The sequence below is a fragment of the Rossellomorea sp. GQ25 genome, from assembly GCF_059758515.1.
On record NZ_JCAXEQ010000003.1, the window covers coordinates 495,204 to 519,977 of the forward strand.

A 24,774-nucleotide genomic window follows, 5' to 3' on the forward strand; every position below is an offset into this window, starting at 1 on the left:
ATAGCTTTTCGCCGGTTACCTATGTTAATGGAAGCCATTGATGATTGGAAGGGAATTTGCTAGGCTTCTGTCAAAAATGGAAGCCGTGATCAGCCCCTGCGAGCATAAGGTGAATAGGAGGGAAGAAGCCTTTCACATACATAAAATATTTAGGGGGATCATCATTGAATTAGCCTACACCCCCCTAGTATCAACAGAATAAACTGTACAGTAATGCAATGCTCGTACCCAATTGAGCTTTGAAAGAGAATATAAATGAAGGAGCGTACCTTGAATGAAGTCTATCATTTTTATAGAAACGACTAAGTCAGGTTCAAGCAGGGAAGCAATTAAGACGGCAGACAGACTTGGATTTTATACCGTCCTGTTCACTGAAAGACCTAACTTTGTGGCAAAGCGGGAGGAATTTCCCGATGTTCATTTCATGAAATTATGTGATCTCAGTGATATGAATGTACTGCAAAAGGAAGTAAAAGCCCTGATTTTGAAAGGGATAGAAGTTTCCGCTATTGTGAGCTATGTCGATCCGCATAGCTACACAGCATGTACACTTGCTGATCAATTTAATTTAAATCATTTTTCAACTGAAGGAATGAAAAACATTCAAAATAAAATTCAATCACGGGAACTGCTGAAGAACTCATTGATAACTCCAGCATATTGGACGGTTGCAACAAAGGAGGAAAGTGAGGCATTAGAACCGAAAATTAAGAATAAGTTTCCTCTGGTCATGAAATCCCCCCATTCTACGGGTTCAAAAGATGTGTACAAGGTTGGAAATCTATTAGAGTATCGGAAGCGGTATAATACGTTGACTACCCTTTATAAAAATCAGCCGATATTAATAGAGGAATACCTCCCGGAACCTCAGTATCTGGTGGAAGTGGTGGTTCACAAAGGGAAGGTTCATATTATGGCCGTGATCAAACAGGATATTCAATATACTCGACGCTTTATCGTGATGGGTTATAAATTATTACTGAATCAAGGGGTGAAATTCTCTAATGGCCTGATGAAAGCGATAAAAGAGATCGTTTCAAAGCATGGGCTCGAGACCGGCCCTTGTCATTTGGAGCTTCGCCGCAAAGGAAATCAGTGGAAGTTGATTGAAATAAATGCGCGTATCTCAGGTGCCGGAATGAACAATATGATCAAAGCAGCCTATGGAATCAATCTGGTCGAAGAAATGTTGAAAATGGCGCTGGGAAAAGATCCGGATTTAACGCCTAAGTTTCAAAAGAATGTATACATGCAATACGTGACTGTGGAAAAAAAAGGGACGCTGAAGAAAGTCACAGGAAAAAATAAAGCCCTTGTTTCCCAAGGTGTTGTAGAGGTTTACGTCAAGCCCCGTAAAGGATCAGTGATTACACCGCCGTTGTCCATGGGACACCGATATGCATATGTAACCGCTGTTGGAAATACAGCAATAGAAGCTGAGGCGAACGCGAAGAAGGCAGCATCGGAAATTCAGTTTTGGATTGAAGAGTCTCCAAGGGAAAAAATTACAAGGGTCATTAAATAAGAAAAAGGGAGGGTGTCCATTTTCCTCCCTTTTTCACGTTCCGGTCAAAAATAGGTTTACCCAGTAAATAAAAGCGCCTTGTTTAAGCTTTTTCGGCTTGAAACAAGGCGTTTCATTTTAGCTATAATTTCTTCGCGCTTATGATTTTTTTCAATCGGGTATACGGCTGTTTTATTCGGGCTATTAACCAAAGTTCTTCTTGCAATACTCCACCGTATCCACCATCTCCAGGCCGCTGGCTCCTTTAATCAGAATGGTCCAGTTTGGTTGGATGATTTTTTCTAGTTTCGCATTTAATTCATTCATTGAATGTCGGTTAAAGTGAAAGATTCGCTGGTTATTCATTCCAGCTTCCCTGGCGCCAGCTCCAATGTTTCTGGAAAGGTTGCCATAGGTAAAGAGGTAATCAATCTTTTTTTCAGCAACATATCTACCTATTTCTTTGTGAACTGCTTCATGTTTGTCTCCAAAGCCTGCCATACTTCCCAAGACTGCCACTTTCTTTTCGCCATCCAATTGCTTAAGTACGTCCAAGGCGCCTTTCATGGCATCCGGAAAGGCATGGACCGTATCGTCAATCAGCGTGATGTTGTTTTTCAGCTGCATAACATCAAGCCTGTGCCTTGGTTTCTTAACTTCATTCATGCCTTGGTTAATTTCTTCAGGCTTAAAGCCGAGAAGGTCCGCAATGGCGATGGCCAGAAGGGCATTGTAAACATGAAATTCTCCATGGTATGGAATGGAAAAGGTATGTGATTTACCCGACAGCATAAGGTCAAAGCTGATACCTTCCACGCTGTAGCGCAGATTCTTTGCCTGGTAATCAGAAGGGGAATGAATACTGACCTTCTTCAGTACTCCTGTGAAATTCTTAGTATGAAGAAGCTTTGAATTCTTGTCATCTCCATTCAAGAATAAATGGCCATCACGATCCATTCCCTTAATAAGCTCCGATTTAGCTGCAGCTATTCCTCTGATATCGCCATTGAAGTTGCCGATATGGGCAGTACCGATATTGGTGATCGCTCCTATGTTAGGCTGGATAATCTTGCAGTGCTTTTTGATTACGCCGGGAAACGCCATTCCATATTCCAGTACGATGGCCCGGTGAATGAAGTTGATTTCATCCTGGTGCTTTTCTGTATGATCGGTCCGGTTCCAATAATCACTGGATTCAAAGATGATCCAGCGGGTTCTGAGAATCGATGCGATGAATGATTTGGTTGTTGTTTTGCCTGAACTTCCGGTTACAGCAATGATTGGTCTTTCAACGGAGAAATCTTTATCCATAGTAATCCTCCTTTCATTATTTACTTGGATTTTTTCTTGGCTAAATAGATGCAGTATTGTATGGTGTTTTTGACAACATCCATCTCAAGATAAAAGGTCGGGGGACATCCTGGTCTCCAGTTCACTTCATAGATCCATATTTTCCCCAGGTCATCTAAAGCAACATCAATTCCAAGCTCATCAATCGTTTCTGAATAATGTTCCTTTTGCAATTCGTCCATATGCCGGGCAAGGAGCAGAGAAAAGTTTTCTAAATAGCGCTTAATATTAAAGTAATCATGATCTCCAAATTCCTGTTTCAAAAAAGGAACCAGATAATTCATCGAACCACCGTTGTTAATATTCGAGATAATCGTTCCCGGTGCGCCGATTCTCGGATAGATAGAGGTAATGACCCATTTCCCATCACCGTCTTTTTGAACGTGAAGTCGAAAGTCAAATACGCTTCCATCTTTTGTCCGGCAATTGATATAAGGTTGTACGAGAAATTCCTCTTCTTCAATATTAGCTGAAACAAATGCTTTTAATTCATCATAAGAATAAAGGTGATTGTCCGTGTTTAATAACATTCTAAAATCATTTCCGACACGTTCAATATAAATGATCGATTTACCTTTACGTCCGTTTACAGGTTTAAAGACAATCTTGCGATAGGCCTCCAAAAAAGAAAAGAAGTGATTCGTCCCTCTTACTACCTCTGAGGGAATCAAATATTGTGTGAACTCTCCAGCTTCCATCAGTCGTTTATAAACCGCCATTTTATTGCCGATCGAATGAGTAGTAAATGGAATGTTCCTCTTCAGTTCCTGAATCACGTCATTGGATTTAGCGAGCTTTTCAGGGCTTCCTGTGTTATAGATAACATGAGGAAACGGAAAGGTTCCTTTCACCCATTCTCCGTCTTTATATTCAAATCCGGAAATGGTTTTTGTTATAAAGTCTACTCCCCGGGGAGAAAAATAGACCATCTGCGTTCCTTCTGCCTTGGCAACAGCTGCATAAGCGTATGATTTAATAACACTATCAGGATGCTTTCGGTGGTGCAGCATTCCAATTCGAATCAATTGACTAACCTCCTTAAAATATCTTCTTCCTTACTAGTAAATGATGGTCATCCCGTTGAGGGAACGACACTTGTAATTAGGTATATAGCCTTTTTTACATACACTATTCATTGTTTGAATTCATGAATAGATGGCATTCCATAAAAGTCTATAGAGATAACTTGTATGTCCCCTGTAACAAATCTCCAACCCAAAGAGAATGACATTTCCTGTTTGGCTGGTAATGATGGCAGCCTTTCCTTGTGCTTGATGATAATCAGGCCAGTAGCCTGCAAGTAACGAATCAGGATCATTCTTGAATATTGCGACCACTTTCATCTTGCCAGTATTCGTAAACCAGGCTGGCCGGTATACAAAACCGGTATCTTCAGCGTGATATCCTTTGGTTATGGGATGGTTCTTATAGTGGATCTGCAATAATGCATTTTTATTCCAACCGCCCGAATGAACCTCAGCTTCACTTAATTCAAGAATAGAGGACAAGGCTTTAGAAGCACCTGCACCGATTCCAATCACTTTTCCACCCTTTCGTAAAAAGTCATGAAGATTATTACGGCATGCGTCTTGTTGAGCAGGGGAATCGAGTACGAAATCGCGGTAAGGGCTTCTTATTTTTGATGGTGGATAAAATAAGTGCTCATACCCGTTATAAACAAGAACATTCACAGAGGATAACGCACTTTCTGAAGCCAAATCCTTCGCTCTTAATTCCTGAAAAGGGATATTCATTTGCTGCAGAGCAAGCTTCAATCCTGAATGAGCTTTTTTATGAAAAAGGCCATCATCAATTAGAATCCCCACAGAAACAGGTGTACTTGAGACTGTTTCTTCAAATATAAAGTCTTTCTCCATTAAGTTAAAAGGCTTCATACCTGCATCTACCTTTTCAAATACAGGGTGACAGTTGACTCCCCAGCTTAACGGTAGACTCCAGGCACAAAATTCAGAAATTCTTTCAGGTCCTGACGAGAGATCTTCCCCTTTCGTGAGGAAACAGTAAGCTAAATTCGCACTTGCTTGATTCATTGGAACGATGGTGGTGCCTGCTGGAAATGAATGTCCTTCATACGTGAAACCTTTTGTAGAGGAGTATAGCTTTATTCCATTCTTCTGGAGATGTCGCGTTAGTTTGCTGAAGCCTGAATAACGTTCGTTCTTTTCTGTCAGTACGTAGTATTTGGGGAAATAGCCCGATGAGTGAGTGGGATGAACATTCTTGATTCCACGCTGGAAAAAGACAGCTTGATTTTTGTTTAGTTCCTCTCTGTGCTTTGAAATATGGGTAAGAGCAGCTGAAAGAGCTAAAAGAATCCAGGTGATGCCATCCTCTGAACGGCTCGGTGATTCAAGGGTAATCCCAATCGCACCATGCAGCATCGAATACATCGAACAGCAATATGGACTATAGTCATCCCATCCACCTTTTCCATCACGGTAAGGAATGTATGTCCCTTTTATCGACTTAAACCTCTTAGAAGAAAACGTTTCTTTTTCTGCAATTAGAAAAGCTTCCATGCACTGAGCAAGAGGGAGTGCCTCCTTCAAATATAAATCATATTCATAAGCCGGATTGTGAGGTGGGGTACAGGGTTCGATCAATCCAATGTGAGAGGGGTTTTTCCATACATACCCATGCAAGTCCAAAACGACTACCGGCTTTTCCTTCACAATCAGGTTGACGATACTCTTTGTTTCAGGCTGTGATTGTGTAATAAAATCCCTGTTTATATCAAAGCCCTCTGCATTATAGCGGGTCTTATGCACATATCCGTCCGGATTACAGCAAATGACACAAAATACGATCAAATCATCCAGCCATTTCGTGCTTTCGTCATCTTTCTGAATCTTATTCAAAAAACGCAGTAAAGCTATCGATCCGGTGGCTTCATGTCCATGAATGGAAGCGGTAATGACGATTGGAGTTTTCTTTCGTGATCCTAAATAACTTTTCCTGTTTTGAACTGTTTTGGTTCCAGAGTGGGCTGGCTTTTGAATCGTAACACACCAAATGTCCCGCCCTTCAATGGACATGCCAATGGAGGAGAGGGAAAGAAATGGACATTGTTTGGTTTTCTTCTCTATTAATGCTTCTAGTTTTCTATAAGAAAGTATAGTACTTCCCATGTAGTCATAGCCTCCTTTCTATAGTTAATTCAAGGGAAGGTAATTCTGCTATGGACAAGTGTCCCTTTAGGACAAAATGATGCAATTTCACTGGCGAATGACTTTGCAAACCTCATCCGCTTTTCGAATCAGCCGATTTCTCTCAGGAGTTGACAATCACTAGGACGAGCAATCTTGTGGTAACAGCCTTATATATATAGCCTTTAGCCGTTTCCTCAGTGAAAACTTGTACATACATTAATATATAGAAGTGGATTAACAGATTAGGAGAGGTGTATCCCCATGAATATGTCGATTGAAACATCCACATATAAGGAGCTAGAGCCTCTTATTCTACTCGCTGGTAAAGATGGAATGAGGGTTAATGACGTACCGGGCTCTGTATGGTTTTGTGCAAAAGTGGATGGAGAAATGGCTGGTTTTGTTTCTTGTTATATAAGAGAGAAGCATGGAAAAGCGGTTTTTAAAAGTGATTATGTACGGGGGGAATACAGAAGGAGAGGCATCTACCGAAAACTTTTTGAAACGAGATTGGACTACGTGAAGAATTTCAATGTGAGAAAGATTAAAGCTTCCTGTACGAAGATGTCATTAGAATGCTTCTTATCTTACGGATTTAAGAAAACAGAAAGCAGATCAAGGAAATATACAGATGTTTTGATGTATGTAGATCATTAGATGAGCAGGAGGAACGAAATGATTACGCTGAAATTAACGGAAATCAGAGGTCTATTGAGTGGAAGGCTGGTAAGCGGATCTGAAAATATGGATATCCATGATGCGATTATATTCCATCAGCATAAGTTAAAGAAGAGTCATACACTGGTTTTCATTGATAAAAGGAAGGCTATCAGTGAGAAAAAATGGAAGAGAATGATAAGAAATGCTCCATGTGCCGTGATTACGGATCATGAACAAGATGCTGTAAACGGGGCTGAGGGGTTGACCATCATTCAAGTAAGAAATGTAAGAGAAGCCTTTATGAAGTTTGTAACAGACTACCGGAAGATATGCTCTCTCCCGATTGTTGCCATCACAGGGACATGCGGAAAAACAACGACCCGGGAGATGCTTACTCATATTATGAAGGAGAATCATTCTGTCACTTCAACAGAATGGAATGATAACGCACCTCATAGGTCTTTTGAATACCTAATGAAGATAAATGAAAGCACAGACGTCGGGATATTCGAAACAGGCTTGGGAGGACCGGGTGATCTACGCTATCACTGTAAGGTTTATCAACCGGATATTGGGGTCATTACCAACATCGGAAGTTACCATCTTGATCGCTGTAAGACCTTCGAAGGATACCTTGCAGCTAAAGCGGAAATGCTTGACGGGTTGCAGAATAAAGGCACGCTACTGCTGAATGCTGATGATCCCAATATTTCTAAAATCAGCTTGGAGGAGTATAAAGGAACCGTTCATTATTTCAGTATCCATAAGCATTCTGACTTCAGGGGAGTCTCTATATTCATCAGTGAAGAAGGAACTCGTTTCACCTTACAAGCAAACGGCAAAGAATACCCTGCTTTTATCCCTGAAATAGGGGAGCATCACGTTTACAATGGATTGGCTGCTTTACGGGCAGCGTTGGAACTGGGGGTAGACATTGAAACGGGGATCAAAAGGTTAAGTACCTTTAAAAATATAGAAAGACATTTTGAGCTGCGTAAAGGACTGAACGGTTCAACCATCATCGATGATACTTGGAACGTCAACCCTACCTCTTTAAGGGAAGCCATTAAAACACTTTCAATAATAGGAAAAGGTAAGAAGCGGATTGCTCTTATCGGAAATATCGAGAGGCTTGGCGTAGAAACAAAAGATGTACACAAGCAAATCGGGAAATACGTGGTGGAATGTGGAATTGATGTCCTAATCACTTATGGCAAGAAAGCGAAGTTTTTGGCGGAGCAGGCAGCAATGGAGAGTCAAGATATCATCGTGTATCCTTTTACCAGTATAAAGGGGATGGAAAAAACAATATTGAATCATCTGGATGAACGCACATACTTACTGGTGAAGTGCCGGGCCGGCAGTAGACCCTTGATGAGATTAAGAAAACGCTTGATGGAATCTGAGTAAGAATGGAAAAGGGAGGGGTGAAGGGTGAAAAGTTTACAACTAAAGGAAGTAATAGAGGTGGTGGGAGGACGCCTGGTTCATGGCTCAAAGGATTTAGTAGTGAAAGATGCAGTCATTTATCATCTCCATACCATCTTCCAAAGCCATACAATGATCTTTTTAGATAGAAGGAAGCCATTCAATTATGAAAAAGTAAAACTTCTGGAACCGTTTGTCATCATTAGTGATGCAAGGAATAGTGGGGAGAAATATCAGGAAGCTTTTGCGGTGATTGAGGTGGAAAATATCAGAAAGGCCATATTTTCGTTTGCTGAATATTATAGAAGGTTATTCAACATTCCCATTATTGCCATTACTGGAACCAATGGTAAAACAACGACAAAGGACATGATTGTTCATATTTTAAAAAAACAGTATTCCGTTCAGTCCACTGCAAGAAGCAGAAATGCGCCAAGGAAGTCCTTCGAATACCTGATGGGAATCGATGAGGATACAGACGTTGGTGTCTTCGAAACCGGCTTGGGGGCTCCCGGGAATCTTCGATATCATTGTGATATATTCCAGCCTACCATCGGAATCATCACGAACATAGGAATCTTTCATTTGGATAAATGTAAAACATTAGAAAAATATGTTGCGGCAAAGGGAGAAATCATTGAAGGTTTAAAGAATAAAGGGACTTTACTGGTAAATGGAGACGACGAAAATATAGCAACACTTCCTTTAAAAGATTATAAGGGGAAGCTGGTTTCCTTTGGAAAATCTGCAGGGGCAGATTTGAGAGCTACTAATATTAAAATAGATTCAAGTCAAACCAAGTTCACGATGACATATGAATATAAACAATATCCCGTGGTTCTGCCTTGCCTCGGTGAGCATCAGGCTTATAATGCAATGGCAGCGATCGGGGCTGTAATGGATGTGGGTGTGGATATCCCCAATGCCATCAACGCATTACAATCGTTTAATGTACTGGAAAAACACCTACAAGTGAAGCGAGGGATCAATGATTCTACTATCATTGATGATTCATGGAGTTTAACTCCCGGAGCATTAAAAGAAGCATTGAAAGTTCTGCAATCCATTGCGTACGACCGGAAAAAGATCGTGTTGATCGGAGATATCGGCCGGTTGGGAGATCACACGACAAAAACTCATTTAGAAGTTGGGGAGATGATCTCGGAGCAAGAAATAGATGTTCTGATAACCTATGGACCTAACGCTAAACAAGTCGCAGAAAGAGTAGCAGAAAAAAACACGAACATCCAAGTATACCCATATTTAAATATACAAGACGTCTATCAAAAGGTCAGCTCATTATTATCACCTGATAGTTTATGTTTGTTTAAGTGTTCAAATACAGATAATGATCTAATGGGCCTCAAAGAACAAATGATCAAGAAAGGTGAAATGGAGAGGAAGCAGTATGATGAATGATTACATTAGGGCAGGAGTGAGACAATGAAACCTCTGCCACTGAAAGAATTAATCGGTGTGATGAACGGAGAACTCGTATACGGGGATGAGAATTTCATCGTGAAGGATGTGATGGTCTCACACTTACACAGAATAAAAGAGAAATATACGTTAATTTTTTTAAAGAGACGCAAAGCCTTTCACATTGATAAGGCCAAAAGATATTCGCCTTATGTCATCGTAACCGATAAAAGCGATGAAGAAATGAAGAATATAGAAGCTGCCGGTATGATCAGGGTTCAAGATGCAGATGACGCCTTCTGGGCTTTTACCCGGTATTACCGGAATTTATTTGAACTGCCGATTGTCGCGGTTACAGGTACTTGTGGAAAAACCACTACCAAAGAGATGCTTTCCCACCTTTTATCTTCCACACATTCTATTCAATCTACCATCAGAAGCAGGAATGCCACCAGGAAATCCTTCCAATATCTCATGGGAATCGATGAAAATACAGATGCTGCCGTATTTGAAACGGGTCTGAACGGTCCGGGTAATCTTCAATATCATTGCAAGGTGTTTCAGCCCACGATTGGAATCATTACGACGATCGGTGTCGATCATCTGGATAAGTGCAAGACGTTAGACGGATATATTAAAGCAAAATCCGAGATCGTATCAGGTGTCAGGAAGGATGGCATCCTTATATTAAACAGTGAGGATAAAAACACAAAAAAAATGTCTCTCACAGGTTTCACCGGGGATATCTTGTATTGTGGAACAAGTGAAAGTGCTGATTATAGGGCAAGTGATATTGTTTACAAAAAGAACGGAATGTCCTTTACATTGCATCATAAAGAAAAGATATATAGAACGTATTTACCGTGCTTTGGTGAGCATCAGATTTACAATGCGCTGTTTGCTCTTGCGGCAGCCCATAAAATCGGGTTGAACCTTACGGCGGCTGTTATACGAATGAGGACGTTTGAAAATCTGGAACGGCATCTCCAGGTTGAAGAGGGTATCAATGCCTCTACGATCATTGATGATACGTGGAGCTCAAATCCAACATCAGTCGCTGCAGCCATTGAAGTACTTGAAACTCTGGGAACAAATAAAACAAATGCCTTATTATTAGGTGATATTGCCTATTTAGGGAGTCATGTAAGGGAAATTTATCATGATTTAGGAAAATTTATTGCATCTACAAAAATCGATATCTTAATTGCAGTCGGTGAAAATACAAAGCATTTAGCATATCAGGCTAAAAAGTATGGGTTTAAAGGAAAAGTGTATACAACAGCTTCTCTTCCCCTTGTAAAGGAGTATGTTGAAAGTCTGCTAGATGAAAAAACCATTCTTTTAGTTAAGGGTTCTATGATGGATACAGAATTAATAGGGCTTGCAAGGTCTTTTAAAGTGAAGGAGTAAACAGATAGGGATAAAGACCTATTAATTTACCCCTTTACGTATGACACAGCATCCTTGGCAATTATTACATCCGTTTTCGGGTGAAAATCAATGTTATACTTTCTGTGGATAAATATTAGAAAATTTCACTTTATTCACAGGAGGTAGAGAGATGAAGAAATTAATGACAACAGCGGTTTGCACAGTTGCTTTGACGTTCAGCTCTGTGTCGATTCCGCTTGTGCAGCAAGCAAATGCAGCAACAGCTCCCCAACAATCTGAGGTAGAGCAGAAAGCTGATAATATTATATCGACTGCAAAAAGTTTAATAGGTACAGCGACATATGAAAGGTATGTTTATAATCCGCCACATCAATTTGGCTGCAGTGGATTCATTTACTATGCCTTCAAACAGAACGGTATCGACCTTGCTACAAGGGATACAAACGTACAGGCACAATTAGGTGAGTATATACCAAAGGATCAGCTTCAAAAGGGAGACATTGTTTTCTTTGACTCAAATCCCAATGACAATGATCCCGTTACTCATAATGGAATTTATATAGGCGATAACAAGATCATTCATATGGCAGACGAAGAGAATGATATTCTTATCTCAGACTTAGACGGAAAAGAATATTATCAGAAAAACTATAAAACCGCACGCCGTGTACTTCCTTCCTTTATGTTTGATCAAGCAGCTTCATCAACTGGAGAAAAAGTAGTTGAAATTGCGGAAGGTTTAATTGGAAAAGCTTCCTATGGCACGCCTTATAATGAAGAAACCTTGACATTCAATGGTGCAGGAATGACTTATTATTCGTTTAAGCAAGTAGGAATCGACCTTAAATCAAAAACAGCCAGTGAACAATCAAAACTGGGTGAACCGGTTAAACGTCAAGACCTTCAAAAAGGTGACCTTGTGTTCCTTTCAAATAATTCAAGTAACGGAAAGATTGTTCATGTAGGTGTTTATGCCGGGAATGATCAAATCGTACACGCTGCAGGTTCTCAATCAGGAATCAAGAAGAGTGTTATTCTTAACGGCTACTACGACGAACATTATGTTACAGCGCGCCGGGTGATTGATGTGAAAGCAGCTGATACAGAAGATAATACTGAAACGACAGAAACTGAAGCACCTTCTGTCCCTCAGGAAAAACCTGAAACAGAGACTGATGTTCAACCTGCAGCACCCGAAGAAAAACCAGAGAACACTGAAGACAAGCCTGCCCCTGCCCCAAATAAAGGCACAGAAGTTTCAAATCTGGCAGAAGATCTAATGGGTAAGGCTCAGTATGGATATTCTTATGATGAAAGTACAATGAGCTTCAACAGTGCAGGACTTGCTTATTATGTATTTAAACAGAACGGCATCGATCTTCAGGATAAAACGGCAGCAGGTCAAGCAACAAAAGGCCAAAGTGTCAGCAAATCCCAATTGGAGAAAGGCGATTTAGTGTTCTTCTCGAATTCTTCAAGTAATGGAAAAATTGTTAACACCGCGATCTACGTAGGCAACAATGAAGTAATCATGTCTGCCGGCAAAAACGTGGGGGTAGTTAAGCGAAACCTGGATAGAAGCTGGTATCAAGAAAATTACGTAACTGCCCGCAGAATCATTGAATAGTGAAAGAGTCGAAACGTTTGTCTTCAATGAACTTTTCTAGAGTCTAAATCTGAAATGATCGGAGTCCTTTAGGGGACTTCGGTCATTTTTTGGGTTTTGGAGACTTTTGAAAAGGCTCTTTTCTTAAAGTTTGTTGTTTAATACCATTGAATCTGCCAGGGATCTGTCAATGAATGTGTGCTGAATGGTGAGGGAACCCGCTCCGCTTGCAGCTAGCATTTGGCCGAGCCTCCTCAGCTTAGCCGAACGGGGTCTCGGCACGACCAAAATCCGCCGGAGTCTACGCAGTTCCCCTCACCATCTATAAGAGATTTACGTGACAGAGCTTAAAAGACTTTCTTTAAAAGTGGTTGTTTTCTAAAAATTAATTGTTTCTATTTTAGCTCTTATTAAAAACGCATGCTTAGAAAGTTGATTGGAGCGGAAATCAACCACTACTCGCTTTTTCATAAGCAACAAAGTTTACGAAAACAGCCTTGCGAAAAGAGCTATTGAAAACAGGAAAAATATGTATAAAAACCGGTAATCTATGATACTATTATAAATAATTAATTCAACAGGAGGCCAAACCATTGAGGGGTATTGGCGGTATTTTACTCAAATTCTTCTTATCAATCGTAGGCATTATTTTGTTCGGGGGACTCCCGGTTCTTCTTTCCGGAATCGGTCACCGTGAATTGAGATTGCAGGCATATTGGCAATCCATTAAAGAAATCGTGTTTGCCCTGTTTCACCCGGGGGATTTAACATATGTCATTATCGGTGGCCAAAAGGAACGCGACTTGTTTCCTTATTTATGGGAGCCGATCACCTATTCGTTACTAGTGCTGTTTTCTGCCTTTCTTCTGGCCAGCTTCTTAAGTATACTCCTCACGATCCTCACCATGTTGTTTTCTCAAAAAAACCGAATCAAGTTTTTGTTTTATTTATTCGAATCAGTTCCGGATGTGCTGGTTATCCTGAGTGCTCAATTACTTGTCCTCTCTCTATATAAACAAACAGGGATACTATTTTTTGAAATTGCTTCAGTTGATATGCAACGCGCCTTTCTTCTGCCAGTTCTGGTTTTGGCGATTTTGCCCACTGTTCAGCTGTTTAGGGTTTCGATTCTTTCATTTGAGACAGAAGAAAGAAAAGACTATGTCACATTGGCACGAGCCATTGGACTCGGGAAACTGGTGATTTTGACCTTTCATATTTTAAGGAATGCGGTTATCTCCGTGTTCTTTCAATCAAAAAAGACCATCTGGTTTATGCTCTCTAATTTATTTGTGATGGAGCTGCTATTCAATATAGCCGGAATAACCCGCTTCTTGAAGTCGACGTTACAGCCGAAAATGTTTACCATTGCGGTTCTTTCCATTTTCATTCCTTTGTTTGCCTTCTACACAGTGGGAGAAATCGTTCTCTCTAAAAAAGCGAATAAGGGAGAGGAAATATAATATGAAGAAAAGTGTGTGGAAAAATCCATTATTTCTTATCATATTTACGTTTATAGCCCTCATGCTTGTGTCTAGTTTTATGTATTCGTTGGTGTGGGGGAATGAAGTAAGAAGATTGTATTTCATTAGTGTTGAAGGTACTGTCGTGGAATCCTCGCCGATTTCACCAAAATGGCTATTTCCATTTGGAACCGATCCCCTGGGGCTTGATATGCTCGGTAAGATCATCATCGGGGCAAAGTACACGATTTTAACCGCATTAGTGATCGCCTTTTTACGTGTATTAATAGCGATCCCGATCGGCTTCATTCTCGGGACATTTCTGGTGAAATATAAGAAATACATCAATGGCTGGATTGATTCCTTCCATTATATTCCCTTAACGATTCTTGCCTATTTTTTATTGGAACCGATTCTTTGGGAACCGTTTGGTGGGTTTCCTAACTCTATTGTTGAACGCTTCATCATTGAAATATTGATTTTGACCTTCCTTGTTGTGCCCATTTTGTCGGCTCTGTTTGGCAACGAAGTCTCTATGCTCTACAAACAGGAATTCATTATGTGTGCGAAAACACTTGGAGCGGGAAAATGGCGGATCATTTTCAAACATATTCTACCCGGAATGAAAGATGATCGTATTTGGACAGCAGTTCATGCAGACCCTGATCATCTTTATTCATTTAGGATTACTGACCCTGTTCCTCGGGGGAACCGAAGTTGACTATCAAATGATCAAAGACCCTCCAAGATCCATCACCTACGAATGGTCGGGACTGATCGGGGACTCCTTCCGATACCTTCAAGGGGCACCGTGGGTTCCACTGACACCGATTTCTTTTCTTTTCTGCCACAATGCTATCTATTTCATTGATGATAGAGGGATATGTTCAGGCATCGAGCGGCGACCCTATTATAAAAAGAAATTCAAAGCGGCTTATCGTCCCTTTAATGAAAGAAAAGATCCACCTGTGCAAACTGACTTTGAAAAAGTAAAGATGTAGCAGGATTTCGAACTTGGTGAAAATTTCATGGTATCTATAGGTTTATATAAGAAATTCCGCGGAATAAGTTTACACTGAGTAAACCATCTACAAACACTATTAACATTTCTAGTATATATATCCACAATATTGGGAAAGTATGGGTCGTTCACGAATCGTTCAAAAAGGACAAAGCATTGCCAGTTCAAGCTTTCTTCCCCCTGTTCTTACGGAATGTCGAATTTTCATGAAATATTTTTGTTACGAATCTCAACAAAATGTTATACACATGAAATTATTTTTTGTTATAATACTCGTTGTTGATTCAAATGAATTTACATTTGCTAAACAAAATTTTAATAAAACTTTATCTATATACGCTTCAAAAAAATTCTTAAAAAAGGTGATGAAGTATGAACTTCTTAAAAAGACAGTTTGAAGATATGCGTACTGGGAAGTTATCGTTCTTCTTTACAGTCGTTATACTATTTTGGATTAAGACTTATGCCGTATATTTAGCAGAATTTAACCTGGGAATACAAAATGCGCTTCAGCATTTTCTTTTATTTTTTAACCCATTAAGCTCTGCCCTATTATTCTTTGCCTTCGCATTATTCTGGAAAGGCAAAGGGCGATATATTGCGTTTATCGTTATTAACTTGTTAATGTCCTTCGTTCTATATGCAAACGTCGTGTACTACCGATTCTTTAATGACTTTATTACAGTACCTGTAATTTTACAGGCGAAAACGAATAACGGTCTTGGTGGCAGTGCACTTGAATTAATCAGTCCGATCGATATTTTATATTTCTTAGATCTATTCATCATTATTGGATTAATGGTTCTTAAGAAAGTGAAGCCGCAGGAAAAATTACGTTTCCGTTCAGTATTTGCGGTCATGACATCTGCAGTCCTTGTGTTCTTATTGAACTTAGGTTTAGCAAACATTGATCGTCCTGAATTATTGACGCGCAGTTTTGACCGTAACTATTTAGTGAAGTATCTTGGAACTCACAACTTTACGATTTATGATATTGTTCAAAACTCTAAAACGTCTGCTAAACGTGCTATGGCTGACAGTAATGAAGTTTCAGAAGTTGAAAATTACGTAAAAGCAAATAAAGTAGATCCAAATCCTGAATACTTTGGCAAAGCAAAAGGGAAAAACGTTATCTACATCTCCATGGAATCCCTGCAAACATTTATGATTGGCAGAGAGTTAAATGGAGAGGAAGTTACACCATTCTTGAACTCTCTAGTGGATGGTAAAGAAGCGATGTACTTCGATAACTTCTTCCACCAAACAGGTCAGGGGAAAACATCCGATTCTGAGTTTATTATTGAAAATTCATTATTCCCTCTTCCTCAAGGTGCTGTATTCATGACACATGCTAACAACACGTATCAATCAGCTCCTTCGATTCTAAAGGGAGAAGGATATACGTCAGCGGTATTCCACGGTAACTACAAAACATTCTGGAACCGTTCTGAGATGTACCGTTCAATGGGGTATGACGAATTTTTCGATGCAACGTATTATGATATGAGTAATCCAGAAGAACAGCTTCCTTATGGTTTAAAGGATAAGCCGTTCTTTGAAGATTCAATTCCGATGCTGGAAAGTTTAAAACAACCGTTTTATACAAAATTCATTACGTTATCCAATCACTTCCCGTTTGACCGCCATGAGGAAGATGCTAATTTCCCTCAGGGTGAAACAGGTAACGGTGTAGTCGATCGATATTTCCAAACGTCTCATTACATGGATCAAGTGTTGGAAGACTTTGTGAATGATTTAAAAGAAAAAGGTTTATACGAAGATACAATGATTGTTCTTTATGGTGATCACTATGGAATTTCTGATAACCATAATAAGGCGATGTCCGAGGTATTAGGTAAAGAAGTGGATAACTATGAAAGTGCTCAGCTGCAACGTGTACCATTGTTGATTCTTAACTCTGGTGCAGAAGGTGGAGTTAACCATACGTACGGTGGACAGATTGATCTTCGCCCTACGATTATGCACCTTCTGGGAGTAGAAACAAAAGATTATCTAAGCTTTGGTCAAGACCTGCTTTCTGAAGAGCGCAAGCAAATCGTACCTTTCCGTAATGGTGATGTCATTACAGATAAGTACTCTGAAATTAAAGGAGTCTGCTACGATAATGAAACAGGTCAACCTGTAGAAGAAGGAAACAAGGCATGTGAAGAAGCAAGTAAGGAAGCAAACAAACGTTTAGAGCTTTCCGATAAAGTGGTTTATGAAGATCTACTACGCTTCTATAAACCTGAAGGATACAAACCGATAGATCGTTCAGATTATCAGTATAATAATCCAAATCCAAAAAGCTCAGAAGACTCTGAAGCTTCACACGAAGAAACTCACGAATAAAATGAGTAACTTTAAGCAAGCTCCATCCACCGATTTCGGTGAGATGGAGCTTGCTTTTTTTTGTGGGTTGTTGGATTCACTGAGGATTTGGATTCAACAGTTGAATAAACCGAGAAACTTAACAGGTCATAACTGATCGATTTTGATTGATTAATGATAGATAATGATTATTTTTGGTTGAAAATGATTGATTTTTGAAACCGTTCTCATTATAATAGAAGTAACAAGAATCGGAGAAAGTAGGAGAATGCTATGTTAACGGAGGAACGACATCGGATCATCTTAGAGTTATTGAAGGAGAAAGATGCGGTAAAAATCCAAGAGATTGTAGATGTTACGCATGCTTCTGAGTCAACGATTCGCCGGGACTTAACACAGCTCGAGCAAGAGAAATTTCTGAAACGTATCCACGGTGGAGCTGCGAGGCTACAGGGGAAATTGAAGGAACTGAGCGTTTCTGAAAAATCATCCAAAAGCTTTCATGAAAAGCAATCCATCGGTCAATATGCTGCTTCCCTGGTAGAAGAGGGCGATTGCATCTTTTTGGATGCCGGTACGACGACCTTGAGTCTCATAGACCATCTTCCGCAAATGGATATTGTGGTCGTAACGAATGGGTTGACCCATGTGGACGCACTCATTCAAAAAGGCTTTAAAACGTATATGATCGGCGGATACGTAAAGCCGGTGACAAGAGCGATGGTCGGAAGTGGAGCCGTGGAATCCCTGCGTCAGTACCGATTTGATAAATCATTTATGGGAGCCAACGGAGTTCATGCTCAGTATGGATTCACGACGCCGGATCCCGAGGAGGCTCAAGTAAAGCGTGTGGCCATTGAATTATCAAGAGAAGCCATGTTCTTAACAGATGACTCCAAGTTTGGAGAAATTGCTTTTAGCAAAATTGTGGATCTCGATAAAGCCATGATTATAACGAACGCACTGGATGACGAAAAGGATACGGCAATGAAGAAACAAACTACGATAAAGGTTGTGACACCATGATATATACCTTAACACTAAACCCTTCTGTCGATTACATTATGGAGCTTGATTCCTTCCAAAAAGGCGGTCTGAACCGAAGTGCGCAAGAAAGTGCATTCCCCGGAGGCAAGGGAATCAATGTCTCCCGTGTTTTACATGTACTGAATGTAGAAAGCGTTGCTCTTGGGTTTGCCGGAGGATTTACTGGTGAGTACATTAAACAATTTTTAAATAAAGAGAAAATCCAAACTGACTTTGTAGAGGTTGAAGAAGCTTCACGGATTAACGTAAAGGTTAAGGCTAATGATGAAACGGAAATCAATGGTAGTGGACCGTCGATTCGTGAGGAACATATACAGCAGTTACTTAAGCGAATCTCTTCATTAACAGAAGAAGACATGATCGTTCTGGCGGGGAGTATACCAGGATCGGTGCCTAAATCGTTTTATCAGGAGATTGCTGCACAATGTCAGAAACAAGGGACGAAAGTAATTATCGATGCTGAGAAAAACTTGATTCAACCGGTTCTATCTTTGAATCCTTTCTTGATCAAGCCGAATCACCATGAGCTGGGGGAGATGTTTGATGTGAAGATTGAGTCAGTTGATGATGCGGTTCACTACGGAAAGAAGTTGAAGGAGAGCGGAGTCGAAAACGTGATGGTTTCAATGGCGGAAAAGGGCGCACTCCTACTGACGGATAAAAAAGTATTGTATTCTTCCGTGCCAAAAGGAGATTTGCAGAGTTCAGTCGGAGCAGGGGATTCAACTGTTGCCGGTTTTCTTGCAGGGTTATCAAGGGGCTGGAGTATCGAGGATGCATTCCGCTTAGGAACCTCTGCCGGATCTGCTACAGCCTATTCAATCGGACTTTGTTCATTGGAAAAAGTGGAAAGCTTATTTGAAGAAATTCGAATTACGAAAAAATAGGGGGGAACAAACATGAGAATTACTGAATTATTGACGAAAGATACGATCCAGCTAAATATATCTTCTACATCCAAAAAGGGCGTTATTGATGAATTGGTTTCCGTATTAGATAAAAGTGGGAAGCTAGAGGACCCTAAAGAATTTAAGCAAGCGATTCTTAATCGTGAAGCTCAAAGCACAACGGGTATTGGGGAAGGAATCGCCATTCCACACGCGAAAACATCGGCAGTCAAAGCACCTGCGATTGCATTCGGAAAATCAGCAGAAGGAGTAGACTATGAATCTCTCGATGGGACTCCTGCTCATTTGTTCTTCATGATTGCAGCAACAGAAGGGGCCAATCAAACACATTTAGAAGCGTTAAGCCGTCTTTCTTCTATGTTGATGGACTCCGATGTCCGCAAAGCGTTACTGAATGCTTCATCAAAAGAAGAAGTATTAGAGATTATTAATGTTCATGATCAAGAAGACGAGGATGAGGTTCCTGCTGAAACTTCCACTAACGAAGGAAAGGTCCTGGCTGTCACGGCATGTCCTACAGGGATTGCTCATACGTATATGGCAGCAGATGCATTGAAAGCCAAAGCGAAAGAAATTGGTGTGAATCTAAAAGTAGAGACGAATGGTTCTGGTGGAGCAAAGAACGTCTTAACTTCTGAAGAAATTGAAAACGCTGTAGCTATAATCGTAGCTGCCGATACTAAAGTGGAAATGAATCGTTTCAAAGGGAAGCCTGTGATGGAAGTACCTGTGGCAGAAGCGATTAGACGGCCTGAAGAATTATTGAATATGGCTATGAAACAAGAGGCGCCTCTATATAAAGGGAGAGAGCAATCTGGTGAGACTCAAGCTGGTCCTGAGAAAAAACAAAAGACAGGCTTTTACAAGCATCTGATGAATGGTGTTTCCAACATGCTTCCATTCGTTGTAGGTGGAGGTATCCTGATTGCGATCTCGTTCTTATTCGGCATCCAGTCAGCGAATCCTGATTCTCCTGAGTACAATGAATTTGCCGCCATGCTAATGAAAATAGGCGGAGATAATGCCTTCTACCTAATGGTTCCTGTCTTAGCGGGATTCATTGCCATGAGTATAGCAGATCGACCTGGATTTGCCCCTGGTATGGTGGGTGGATTGATTGCTGCAACTGGTCAAAGCGGGTTCTTAGGTGGAATTATTGCCGGTTTCTTAGCGGGTTATGTGGTTCTCGGAATCAAGCGTTTAACAAACAATTTCCCTCCGTCATTGGAAGGGATCAAACCGGTATTGATCTATCCGTTGCTGGGAATTTTCATTACTGGATTCATCATGCTTCAGTTCCTGGTTGAGCCTCTAAGTGCAGTCAACACGGGTATTCAAAACTGGTTGGATGGATTGGGAACAGGGAACCTGATTTTACTAGGACTTGTTCTTGGTGGAATGATGGCAGTTGATATGGGAGGTCCGATCAACAAAGCGGCCTTTACATTCGGGATTGCCATGATTGAAGGAGGAAACCTTGCTCCTCATGCTGCCATCATGGCCGGAGGTATGGTGCCGCCATTGGGGCTGGCCCTGGCCACAACATTCTTTAAGAAGAAGTTCAATGATAATGAGCGAAAAGCGGGTATAGCGGCTTACTTTATGGGGGCATCCTTTATTACAGAAGGAGCAATTCCGTTTGCTGCAGCCGATCCATTCCGGGTCATCCCTTCTATTGTGACAGGTTCAGCGGTTGCAGGAGCGTTAGCGATGTTCTTTGGGATTGGTTTACCTGCCCCGCACGGTGGATTATTCGTATTCCCGGTAGTAGAAGGGAATCCGTTCTTATATCTGTTAGCAGTACTGATTGGATCTGTTATTACAGCGGTGATGGTGGGGTTATTAAAGAAGCCAATTAAATAACTCTTGAGAGGACCGGGTGAACATCACCTGGTCCTTTTTTTTACTCAATAAGTTTTAAAAGATTCATTCCAGGTTAAAAGTATAGGTAGAAGATTGAGAGGGGAAAGACGACGATGGAGATGATGGAATTTCTGGAAGTTCCAGATGAGTTTTACACTGCTCTTATAAGGATTATGTTAATTGTTTTACTAAGCGGACTAATTGGTATTGAAAGGGAATTTAAAAATCATCCTGCTGGTTTACGCACTCATATACTTGTAGGTGTCGGCTCCTGTTTATTAATGCTCGTTTCGTTATATGGGTTTGAACCGTTTTTAGACGAACACCCTCAATTGGTAGGTTTTGACCCAAGCCGGATTCCTTCCTATGTTATTTCCGGAATCGGCTTTCTCGGTGCGGGTACGATAATGGTTCATGGGGGAGTGACGGTTAGAGGTTTAACCACTGCCGCCAGTATTTGGGTCGTTGCAGGCTTAGGGCTGGTGGTCGGCATTGGCATGTATTACTTAGCTATCTTTACAACACTGGTGATCGTAGTGACGTTATTTTTCTTGAATAACCTGGAAAGATTTTATAAGGAAAAAGTGAAGCATAAGAAGCTGCTTCTCCTTAGTCTGGTCGTGCAAAAGGGGAAGGGTAATATCACATCTATAAATGATGCACTTCATGATCATGGAATCGAGATCACTCAATACCAAATTGAAGAAGGAGATGAAATGGAGGGGGTGGATGCCTTTAAATATTCCCTTCTTATATTAACTCCAAGTGCACTTCAGTTTAATGAAGTACTGGAAGTTGTCCAAGATTTAGAATGTGTGAAAAATTTCCAGCTTCACAAAAAATAAAAAAGGAACGAGGGTGTCCCCGCGTCCTCATTCCTCCATCCTCTATAAGCTTTCAATTTCTACATCTTTTATCCCTTCGATTTCTGAAATCGTATAGTATATGTCTACCGTTTTTTTTCTGAAGTCCACAATGATTTTCAATTCCAAAAGGTGCTGCTGATTCTTTAAGTCTTTGATCCGAATATTTTCAATAGAAATTTCTTCAGCTTTAATTCTTTCAATAATCGATTTGATCTCTTGCTTCTCCAAGATCGTAGCACGTAGGGAAAGCTCTTTTTCCCTCAAACGTTTCGGACCTAAATACGTAATAATAATAGGCACCACTTCAACGGAGACAATCAGGAGGATCACACCTGCTGTAGCTTCCATGTAGAAGCCGGCTCCAACAGCAATTCCGATCCCGGCTGCTCCCCAGATCATAGCTGCTGTCGTTAACCCGGAAATACTGTCATTCCCTCTTCGTAAAATGACACCTGCCCCTAAGAAACCAATCCCTGAAACAATCTGAGCTGCCAGTCGCAAAGGATCCATCGTGATATTTACTTTATCCGATCCCTCAGAAATATAAGCAGACTCAATAGAGACAATCGTTAATAAACAGCTCACAATACATATAACAAGAGACGTTTTTAATCCTACAGGCTTTCGCTTTAATTCTCTCTCCAGCCCAATAATTAACCCTAATATCGCAGATACACCCAGCTTTATCATCAATGTCGTATCTAAAAGTTCCATTAAGCCCCCTCCAGTTCTACGTGTATCCCTGAAAATTCATGTAGTAATTTAACCCTGCTGATTATAAAATAGGAGCAACGAATACATATCAGGAGGTTTGTCATGTCAGACACAAAGGTTAATCCGTATCTATTACTCGCAATCGGAGTCATCTCCGTATCAACCTCTGCCATCCTGGTAAAAGTATCGAGTGCACCAGCAGGTGTTTTGGCCTTTTACCGGTTGCTTTTCACAGTTCTATTAATGTCCCCTGTATTTTTCTTAAAGTATGTGAAGGAACTGAAAGTTATTACTCTAAGGGATTGGATGTTTTCACTTTTAGCCGGGGTCTTTCTAGCCTTTCACTTCATACTCTGGTTTGAATCCTTAAACTATACTTCTGTTGCCAGTTCTACGGTACTCGTCACATTGCAGCCATTATTCGCTTTTATCGGGGCTTACTTGTTCTTTCAGGAAAAAATAACAGGTAGAGCCATCATCTCGGCAGTTTTAGCTGTTAGCGGGAGTATCATCATAAGCTGGGGAGATTTTAAAATAAGCGGAAGCGCGCTATGGGGAGATATTTTAGCCTTGGTGGCGTGCTCTCTTGTAACGGGATACCTGTTATTCGGGCAGACCATAAGGAAACGGCTATCCCTCATTACCTACACTTACTTGGTGTATGCGATAAGCTCAGTCGTTTTATTCTTATATGTCATGGTGCGTTCCGAAAGCCTTGGGCCATACCCGAAAGAGGAGTGGATCTACTTTCTATTACTTGCCATCATCCCGACCCTATTAGGTCATTCATTATTCAATTGGTCCCTGAAGTGGTTAAGCACCTCAACCATCTCTATGGCTATCCTCTTTGAACCAATCGGCGCTTCAATCCTTGCTTATTGGCTCTTAGCCGAAAAAGTGATGATGACTCAAGTGGTTGGCGGTCTTGTCATTATCATCGGCGTTACCTTCTTCTTAATAGAAGAAAGGAAATTAAAAAAGATGGTCAAAAAAGTCAACGAGGTGAAAAAGAGCGAAGAACTTCCGCTTTAGAAAGGCAAACTTTCAAGACTCTCCCGGGTTAGCATACGTACACGTCCATAGCTGGAGAACAACGTACGAAGGAATCGTATCGCACGAATATCTTCAGTCTTTATCAATAGAAGAAAGAGAACGAAAATGGAGGCAAATTCTTTCCGAATCTCATCATACATATGTATGTGAAGTGGATGATGGGAATATCATCGGCTTTGTTTCATTTGGGGAAGAGCGTTCAGGGGAGTACGAAGGGGAATTGCATGCCATTTATCTTCTAGAGGAATATCAAGGCAAAGGTATCGGGAAAGATCTCTTCGAAATTGCCGCTACAGGCCTTAAAGAACAAGGATACAACTCTATGTGGATTTGGGTGTTGAAAGAGAATCCATCGAAATATTTCTATTATGCCTTAAAGCCTACACTCATTAAGGAAGAGGTATTAATGATTGGTGGTGAGTCGCACCAGGAAGAAGGATTACTGCTGGAACTACATTAAAAAGGAGTAAAGGAAGCGTTCATTTCGCTCCTTTACTCCTTTATTAATTTTTCTCAACACTAAACGTTAACAGATCCTTTCACTTAAGAGAATACGTATGTAAAACCAGAAAACACAAACGCCATGACGACTGAAAAGATGAAGGTTATTCCTCTTACAGGTGCAGTGCTTTCGCTTATCTTAAGAGCTTGTACATATGAATACGCAAACAGATACACAGCCATGATGAAAGATAGAGATAAGGCAACGTTGGTAAGCATAAATAAAAGATCTCCTTTCAGGAATGCGTAGTAATAATGTATATGAAGGCTTACTGTTAAACAGAACAACAAAAGTGATTGATTAAGTTTTGAAGTTTTTCTTAAAAATATATTGCAATAACATTAACAGCATGTTATATTTATAAACGTCGCTGATGCAGCAAACAACATATCGAAAAAACAAGTGTAAAAAGTTGTTGACGCGAGAATGAAAGATATGTTATATTAGTAAAGTCGCTTCAGAGCGGAGCGGACAAGC

Annotated in this window: 21 protein-coding genes; 16 read left to right on the forward strand and 5 right to left on the reverse strand. The window is 40.5% G+C overall.

Annotation, left to right across the window (positions count from 1 at the left end):
- Positions 1-274 precede the first annotated feature (274 nt).
- The gene (locus AC6CIB_RS13300; RefSeq protein WP_498281346.1) at positions 275-1,525 is read left to right on the forward strand and encodes an ATP-grasp domain-containing protein; all 1,251 of its coding nucleotides are present in this window, start codon (positions 275-277) and stop codon (positions 1,523-1,525) included.
- A 183-nt stretch (positions 1,526-1,708) separates the two neighbouring features.
- Here AC6CIB_RS13300 and AC6CIB_RS13305 read toward each other — a convergent pair whose 3' ends face one another.
- From AC6CIB_RS13305 to AC6CIB_RS13315, 3 genes are all read right to left on the reverse strand, one after another.
- Entirely contained in the window at positions 1,709-2,815 is a 1,107-nt protein-coding gene (locus tag AC6CIB_RS13305; RefSeq protein ID WP_498281347.1) for a UDP-N-acetylmuramoyl-tripeptide--D-alanyl-D-alanine ligase, read from the reverse strand.
- Between the two features lie 20 nt (positions 2,816-2,835).
- Entirely contained in the window at positions 2,836-3,879 is a 1,044-nt protein-coding gene (locus tag AC6CIB_RS13310) for a YheC/YheD family endospore coat-associated protein (protein ID WP_498281349.1), read from the reverse strand.
- Positions 3,880-3,999: 120 nt separating this feature from the next.
- Positions 4,000-6,003: a DUF2817 domain-containing protein gene (locus tag AC6CIB_RS13315; RefSeq protein WP_498281350.1), complete on the reverse strand. Its 2,004-nt coding sequence runs from the start codon at positions 6,001-6,003 to the stop codon at positions 4,000-4,002.
- Between the two features lie 282 nt (positions 6,004-6,285).
- Between AC6CIB_RS13315 and AC6CIB_RS13320 the strand changes: the two genes are divergently transcribed.
- The 13 genes from AC6CIB_RS13320 (at position 6,286) to AC6CIB_RS13380 (ending at position 22,007) form a co-directional block, all read left to right on the forward strand.
- Complete coding sequence (locus AC6CIB_RS13320; protein WP_498281352.1) at positions 6,286-6,681, forward strand: GNAT family N-acetyltransferase; 396 nt, start codon at positions 6,286-6,288, stop codon at positions 6,679-6,681.
- A gap of 18 nt (positions 6,682-6,699) precedes the next feature.
- Positions 6,700-8,094: a UDP-N-acetylmuramoyl-tripeptide--D-alanyl-D-alanine ligase gene (locus AC6CIB_RS13325; protein ID WP_498281353.1), complete on the forward strand. Its 1,395-nt coding sequence runs from the start codon at positions 6,700-6,702 to the stop codon at positions 8,092-8,094.
- Positions 8,095-8,118: 24 nt separating this feature from the next.
- The gene (locus AC6CIB_RS13330) at positions 8,119-9,531 is read left to right on the forward strand and encodes a Mur ligase family protein (RefSeq protein WP_498281355.1); all 1,413 of its coding nucleotides are present in this window, start codon (positions 8,119-8,121) and stop codon (positions 9,529-9,531) included.
- A gap of 24 nt (positions 9,532-9,555) precedes the next feature.
- Positions 9,556-10,941, forward strand: a complete 1,386-nt coding sequence (locus AC6CIB_RS13335) for a Mur ligase family protein (protein ID WP_498281356.1) — start codon at positions 9,556-9,558, stop codon at positions 10,939-10,941.
- Between the two features lie 151 nt (positions 10,942-11,092).
- On the forward strand, positions 11,093-12,550 hold the full coding sequence (locus AC6CIB_RS13340; protein ID WP_498281358.1) for a C40 family peptidase: 1,458 nt from the start codon (positions 11,093-11,095) through the stop codon (positions 12,548-12,550).
- Between the two features lie 572 nt (positions 12,551-13,122).
- Entirely contained in the window at positions 13,123-13,992 is an 870-nt protein-coding gene (locus AC6CIB_RS13345) for an ABC transporter permease subunit (RefSeq protein ID WP_498281360.1), read from the forward strand.
- A gap of 1 nt (position 13,993) precedes the next feature.
- A complete protein-coding gene (locus tag AC6CIB_RS13350) occupies positions 13,994-14,713 on the forward strand; it encodes an ABC transporter permease subunit (RefSeq protein ID WP_498281362.1) in 720 nt (239 codons plus the stop codon).
- A gap of 7 nt (positions 14,714-14,720) precedes the next feature.
- Positions 14,721-14,993 carry a hypothetical protein gene (locus AC6CIB_RS13355; RefSeq protein WP_498281364.1) on the forward strand — a complete coding sequence of 91 codons (273 nt, stop codon included), beginning with the start codon at positions 14,721-14,723 and terminating at the stop codon, positions 14,991-14,993.
- Positions 14,994-15,385: 392 nt separating this feature from the next.
- Positions 15,386-17,365 (forward strand): lipoteichoic acid synthase, encoded by a 1,980-nt coding sequence (gene ltaS, locus AC6CIB_RS13360; RefSeq protein WP_498281366.1) that lies wholly within the window; start codon positions 15,386-15,388, stop codon positions 17,363-17,365.
- A gap of 252 nt (positions 17,366-17,617) precedes the next feature.
- Entirely contained in the window at positions 17,618-18,370 is a 753-nt protein-coding gene (locus AC6CIB_RS13365) for a DeoR/GlpR family DNA-binding transcription regulator (RefSeq protein ID WP_498281368.1), read from the forward strand.
- A complete protein-coding gene (pfkB, locus tag AC6CIB_RS13370) occupies positions 18,367-19,278 on the forward strand; it encodes a 1-phosphofructokinase (RefSeq protein ID WP_498281370.1) in 912 nt (303 codons plus the stop codon). Before AC6CIB_RS13365 ends, pfkB begins: the two co-directional genes overlap by 4 nt.
- A gap of 12 nt (positions 19,279-19,290) precedes the next feature.
- Complete coding sequence (locus tag AC6CIB_RS13375; RefSeq protein WP_498281372.1) at positions 19,291-21,162, forward strand: PTS fructose transporter subunit IIABC; 1,872 nt, start codon at positions 19,291-19,293, stop codon at positions 21,160-21,162.
- 113 nt (positions 21,163-21,275) lie between these two features.
- The gene (locus AC6CIB_RS13380; protein ID WP_498281374.1) at positions 21,276-22,007 is read left to right on the forward strand and encodes an MgtC/SapB family protein; all 732 of its coding nucleotides are present in this window, start codon (positions 21,276-21,278) and stop codon (positions 22,005-22,007) included.
- 42 nt (positions 22,008-22,049) lie between these two features.
- Here AC6CIB_RS13380 and AC6CIB_RS13385 read toward each other — a convergent pair whose 3' ends face one another.
- Entirely contained in the window at positions 22,050-22,742 is a 693-nt protein-coding gene (locus AC6CIB_RS13385) for an MgtC/SapB family protein (protein ID WP_498281376.1), read from the reverse strand.
- Positions 22,743-22,844: 102 nt separating this feature from the next.
- Between AC6CIB_RS13385 and AC6CIB_RS13390 the strand changes: the two genes are divergently transcribed.
- Positions 22,845-23,774 (forward strand): DMT family transporter, encoded by a 930-nt coding sequence (locus tag AC6CIB_RS13390; RefSeq protein WP_498281378.1) that lies wholly within the window; start codon positions 22,845-22,847, stop codon positions 23,772-23,774.
- A gap of 106 nt (positions 23,775-23,880) precedes the next feature.
- Positions 23,881-24,255 (forward strand): GNAT family N-acetyltransferase, encoded by a 375-nt coding sequence (locus AC6CIB_RS13395; protein WP_498281428.1) that lies wholly within the window; start codon positions 23,881-23,883, stop codon positions 24,253-24,255.
- Between the two features lie 83 nt (positions 24,256-24,338).
- Here the strand turns inward: AC6CIB_RS13395 and AC6CIB_RS13400 are convergent, their stop codons facing one another.
- Positions 24,339-24,515: a hypothetical protein gene (locus AC6CIB_RS13400; protein ID WP_498281380.1), complete on the reverse strand. Its 177-nt coding sequence runs from the start codon at positions 24,513-24,515 to the stop codon at positions 24,339-24,341.
- Positions 24,516-24,774 lie beyond the last annotated feature (259 nt).

What these genes read in the sequence shown, in the direction of transcription:
- AC6CIB_RS13300 (WP_498281346.1), top strand. Translation starts at nt 275, where the DNA reads ATGAAGTCTATCATTTTTATAGAAACGACTAAGTCAGGTTCAAGCAGG.
- AC6CIB_RS13305 (WP_498281347.1), bottom strand. Translation starts at nt 2,815, where the DNA reads ATGGATAAAGATTTCTCCGTTGAAAGACCAATCATTGCTGTAACCGGA.
- AC6CIB_RS13315 (WP_498281350.1), bottom strand. Translation starts at nt 6,003, where the DNA reads ATGGGAAGTACTATACTTTCTTATAGAAAACTAGAAGCATTAATAGAG.
- AC6CIB_RS13320 (WP_498281352.1), top strand. Translation starts at nt 6,286, where the DNA reads ATGAATATGTCGATTGAAACATCCACATATAAGGAGCTAGAGCCTCTT.
- AC6CIB_RS13325 (WP_498281353.1), top strand. Translation starts at nt 6,700, where the DNA reads ATGATTACGCTGAAATTAACGGAAATCAGAGGTCTATTGAGTGGAAGG.
- AC6CIB_RS13335 (WP_498281356.1), top strand. Translation starts at nt 9,556, where the DNA reads ATGAAACCTCTGCCACTGAAAGAATTAATCGGTGTGATGAACGGAGAA.
- AC6CIB_RS13340 (WP_498281358.1), top strand. Translation starts at nt 11,093, where the DNA reads ATGAAGAAATTAATGACAACAGCGGTTTGCACAGTTGCTTTGACGTTC.
- AC6CIB_RS13350 (WP_498281362.1), top strand. Translation starts at nt 13,994, where the DNA reads ATGAAGAAAAGTGTGTGGAAAAATCCATTATTTCTTATCATATTTACG.
- AC6CIB_RS13355 (WP_498281364.1), top strand. Translation starts at nt 14,721, where the DNA reads ATGATCAAAGACCCTCCAAGATCCATCACCTACGAATGGTCGGGACTG.
- ltaS (WP_498281366.1), top strand. Translation starts at nt 15,386, where the DNA reads ATGAACTTCTTAAAAAGACAGTTTGAAGATATGCGTACTGGGAAGTTA.
- AC6CIB_RS13365 (WP_498281368.1), top strand. Translation starts at nt 17,618, where the DNA reads ATGTTAACGGAGGAACGACATCGGATCATCTTAGAGTTATTGAAGGAG.
- pfkB (WP_498281370.1), top strand. Translation starts at nt 18,367, where the DNA reads ATGATATATACCTTAACACTAAACCCTTCTGTCGATTACATTATGGAG.
- AC6CIB_RS13375 (WP_498281372.1), top strand. Translation starts at nt 19,291, where the DNA reads ATGAGAATTACTGAATTATTGACGAAAGATACGATCCAGCTAAATATA.
- AC6CIB_RS13380 (WP_498281374.1), top strand. Translation starts at nt 21,276, where the DNA reads ATGGAGATGATGGAATTTCTGGAAGTTCCAGATGAGTTTTACACTGCT.
- AC6CIB_RS13385 (WP_498281376.1), bottom strand. Translation starts at nt 22,742, where the DNA reads ATGGAACTTTTAGATACGACATTGATGATAAAGCTGGGTGTATCTGCG.
- AC6CIB_RS13390 (WP_498281378.1), top strand. Translation starts at nt 22,845, where the DNA reads ATGTCAGACACAAAGGTTAATCCGTATCTATTACTCGCAATCGGAGTC.
- AC6CIB_RS13400 (WP_498281380.1), bottom strand. Translation starts at nt 24,515, where the DNA reads ATGCTTACCAACGTTGCCTTATCTCTATCTTTCATCATGGCTGTGTAT.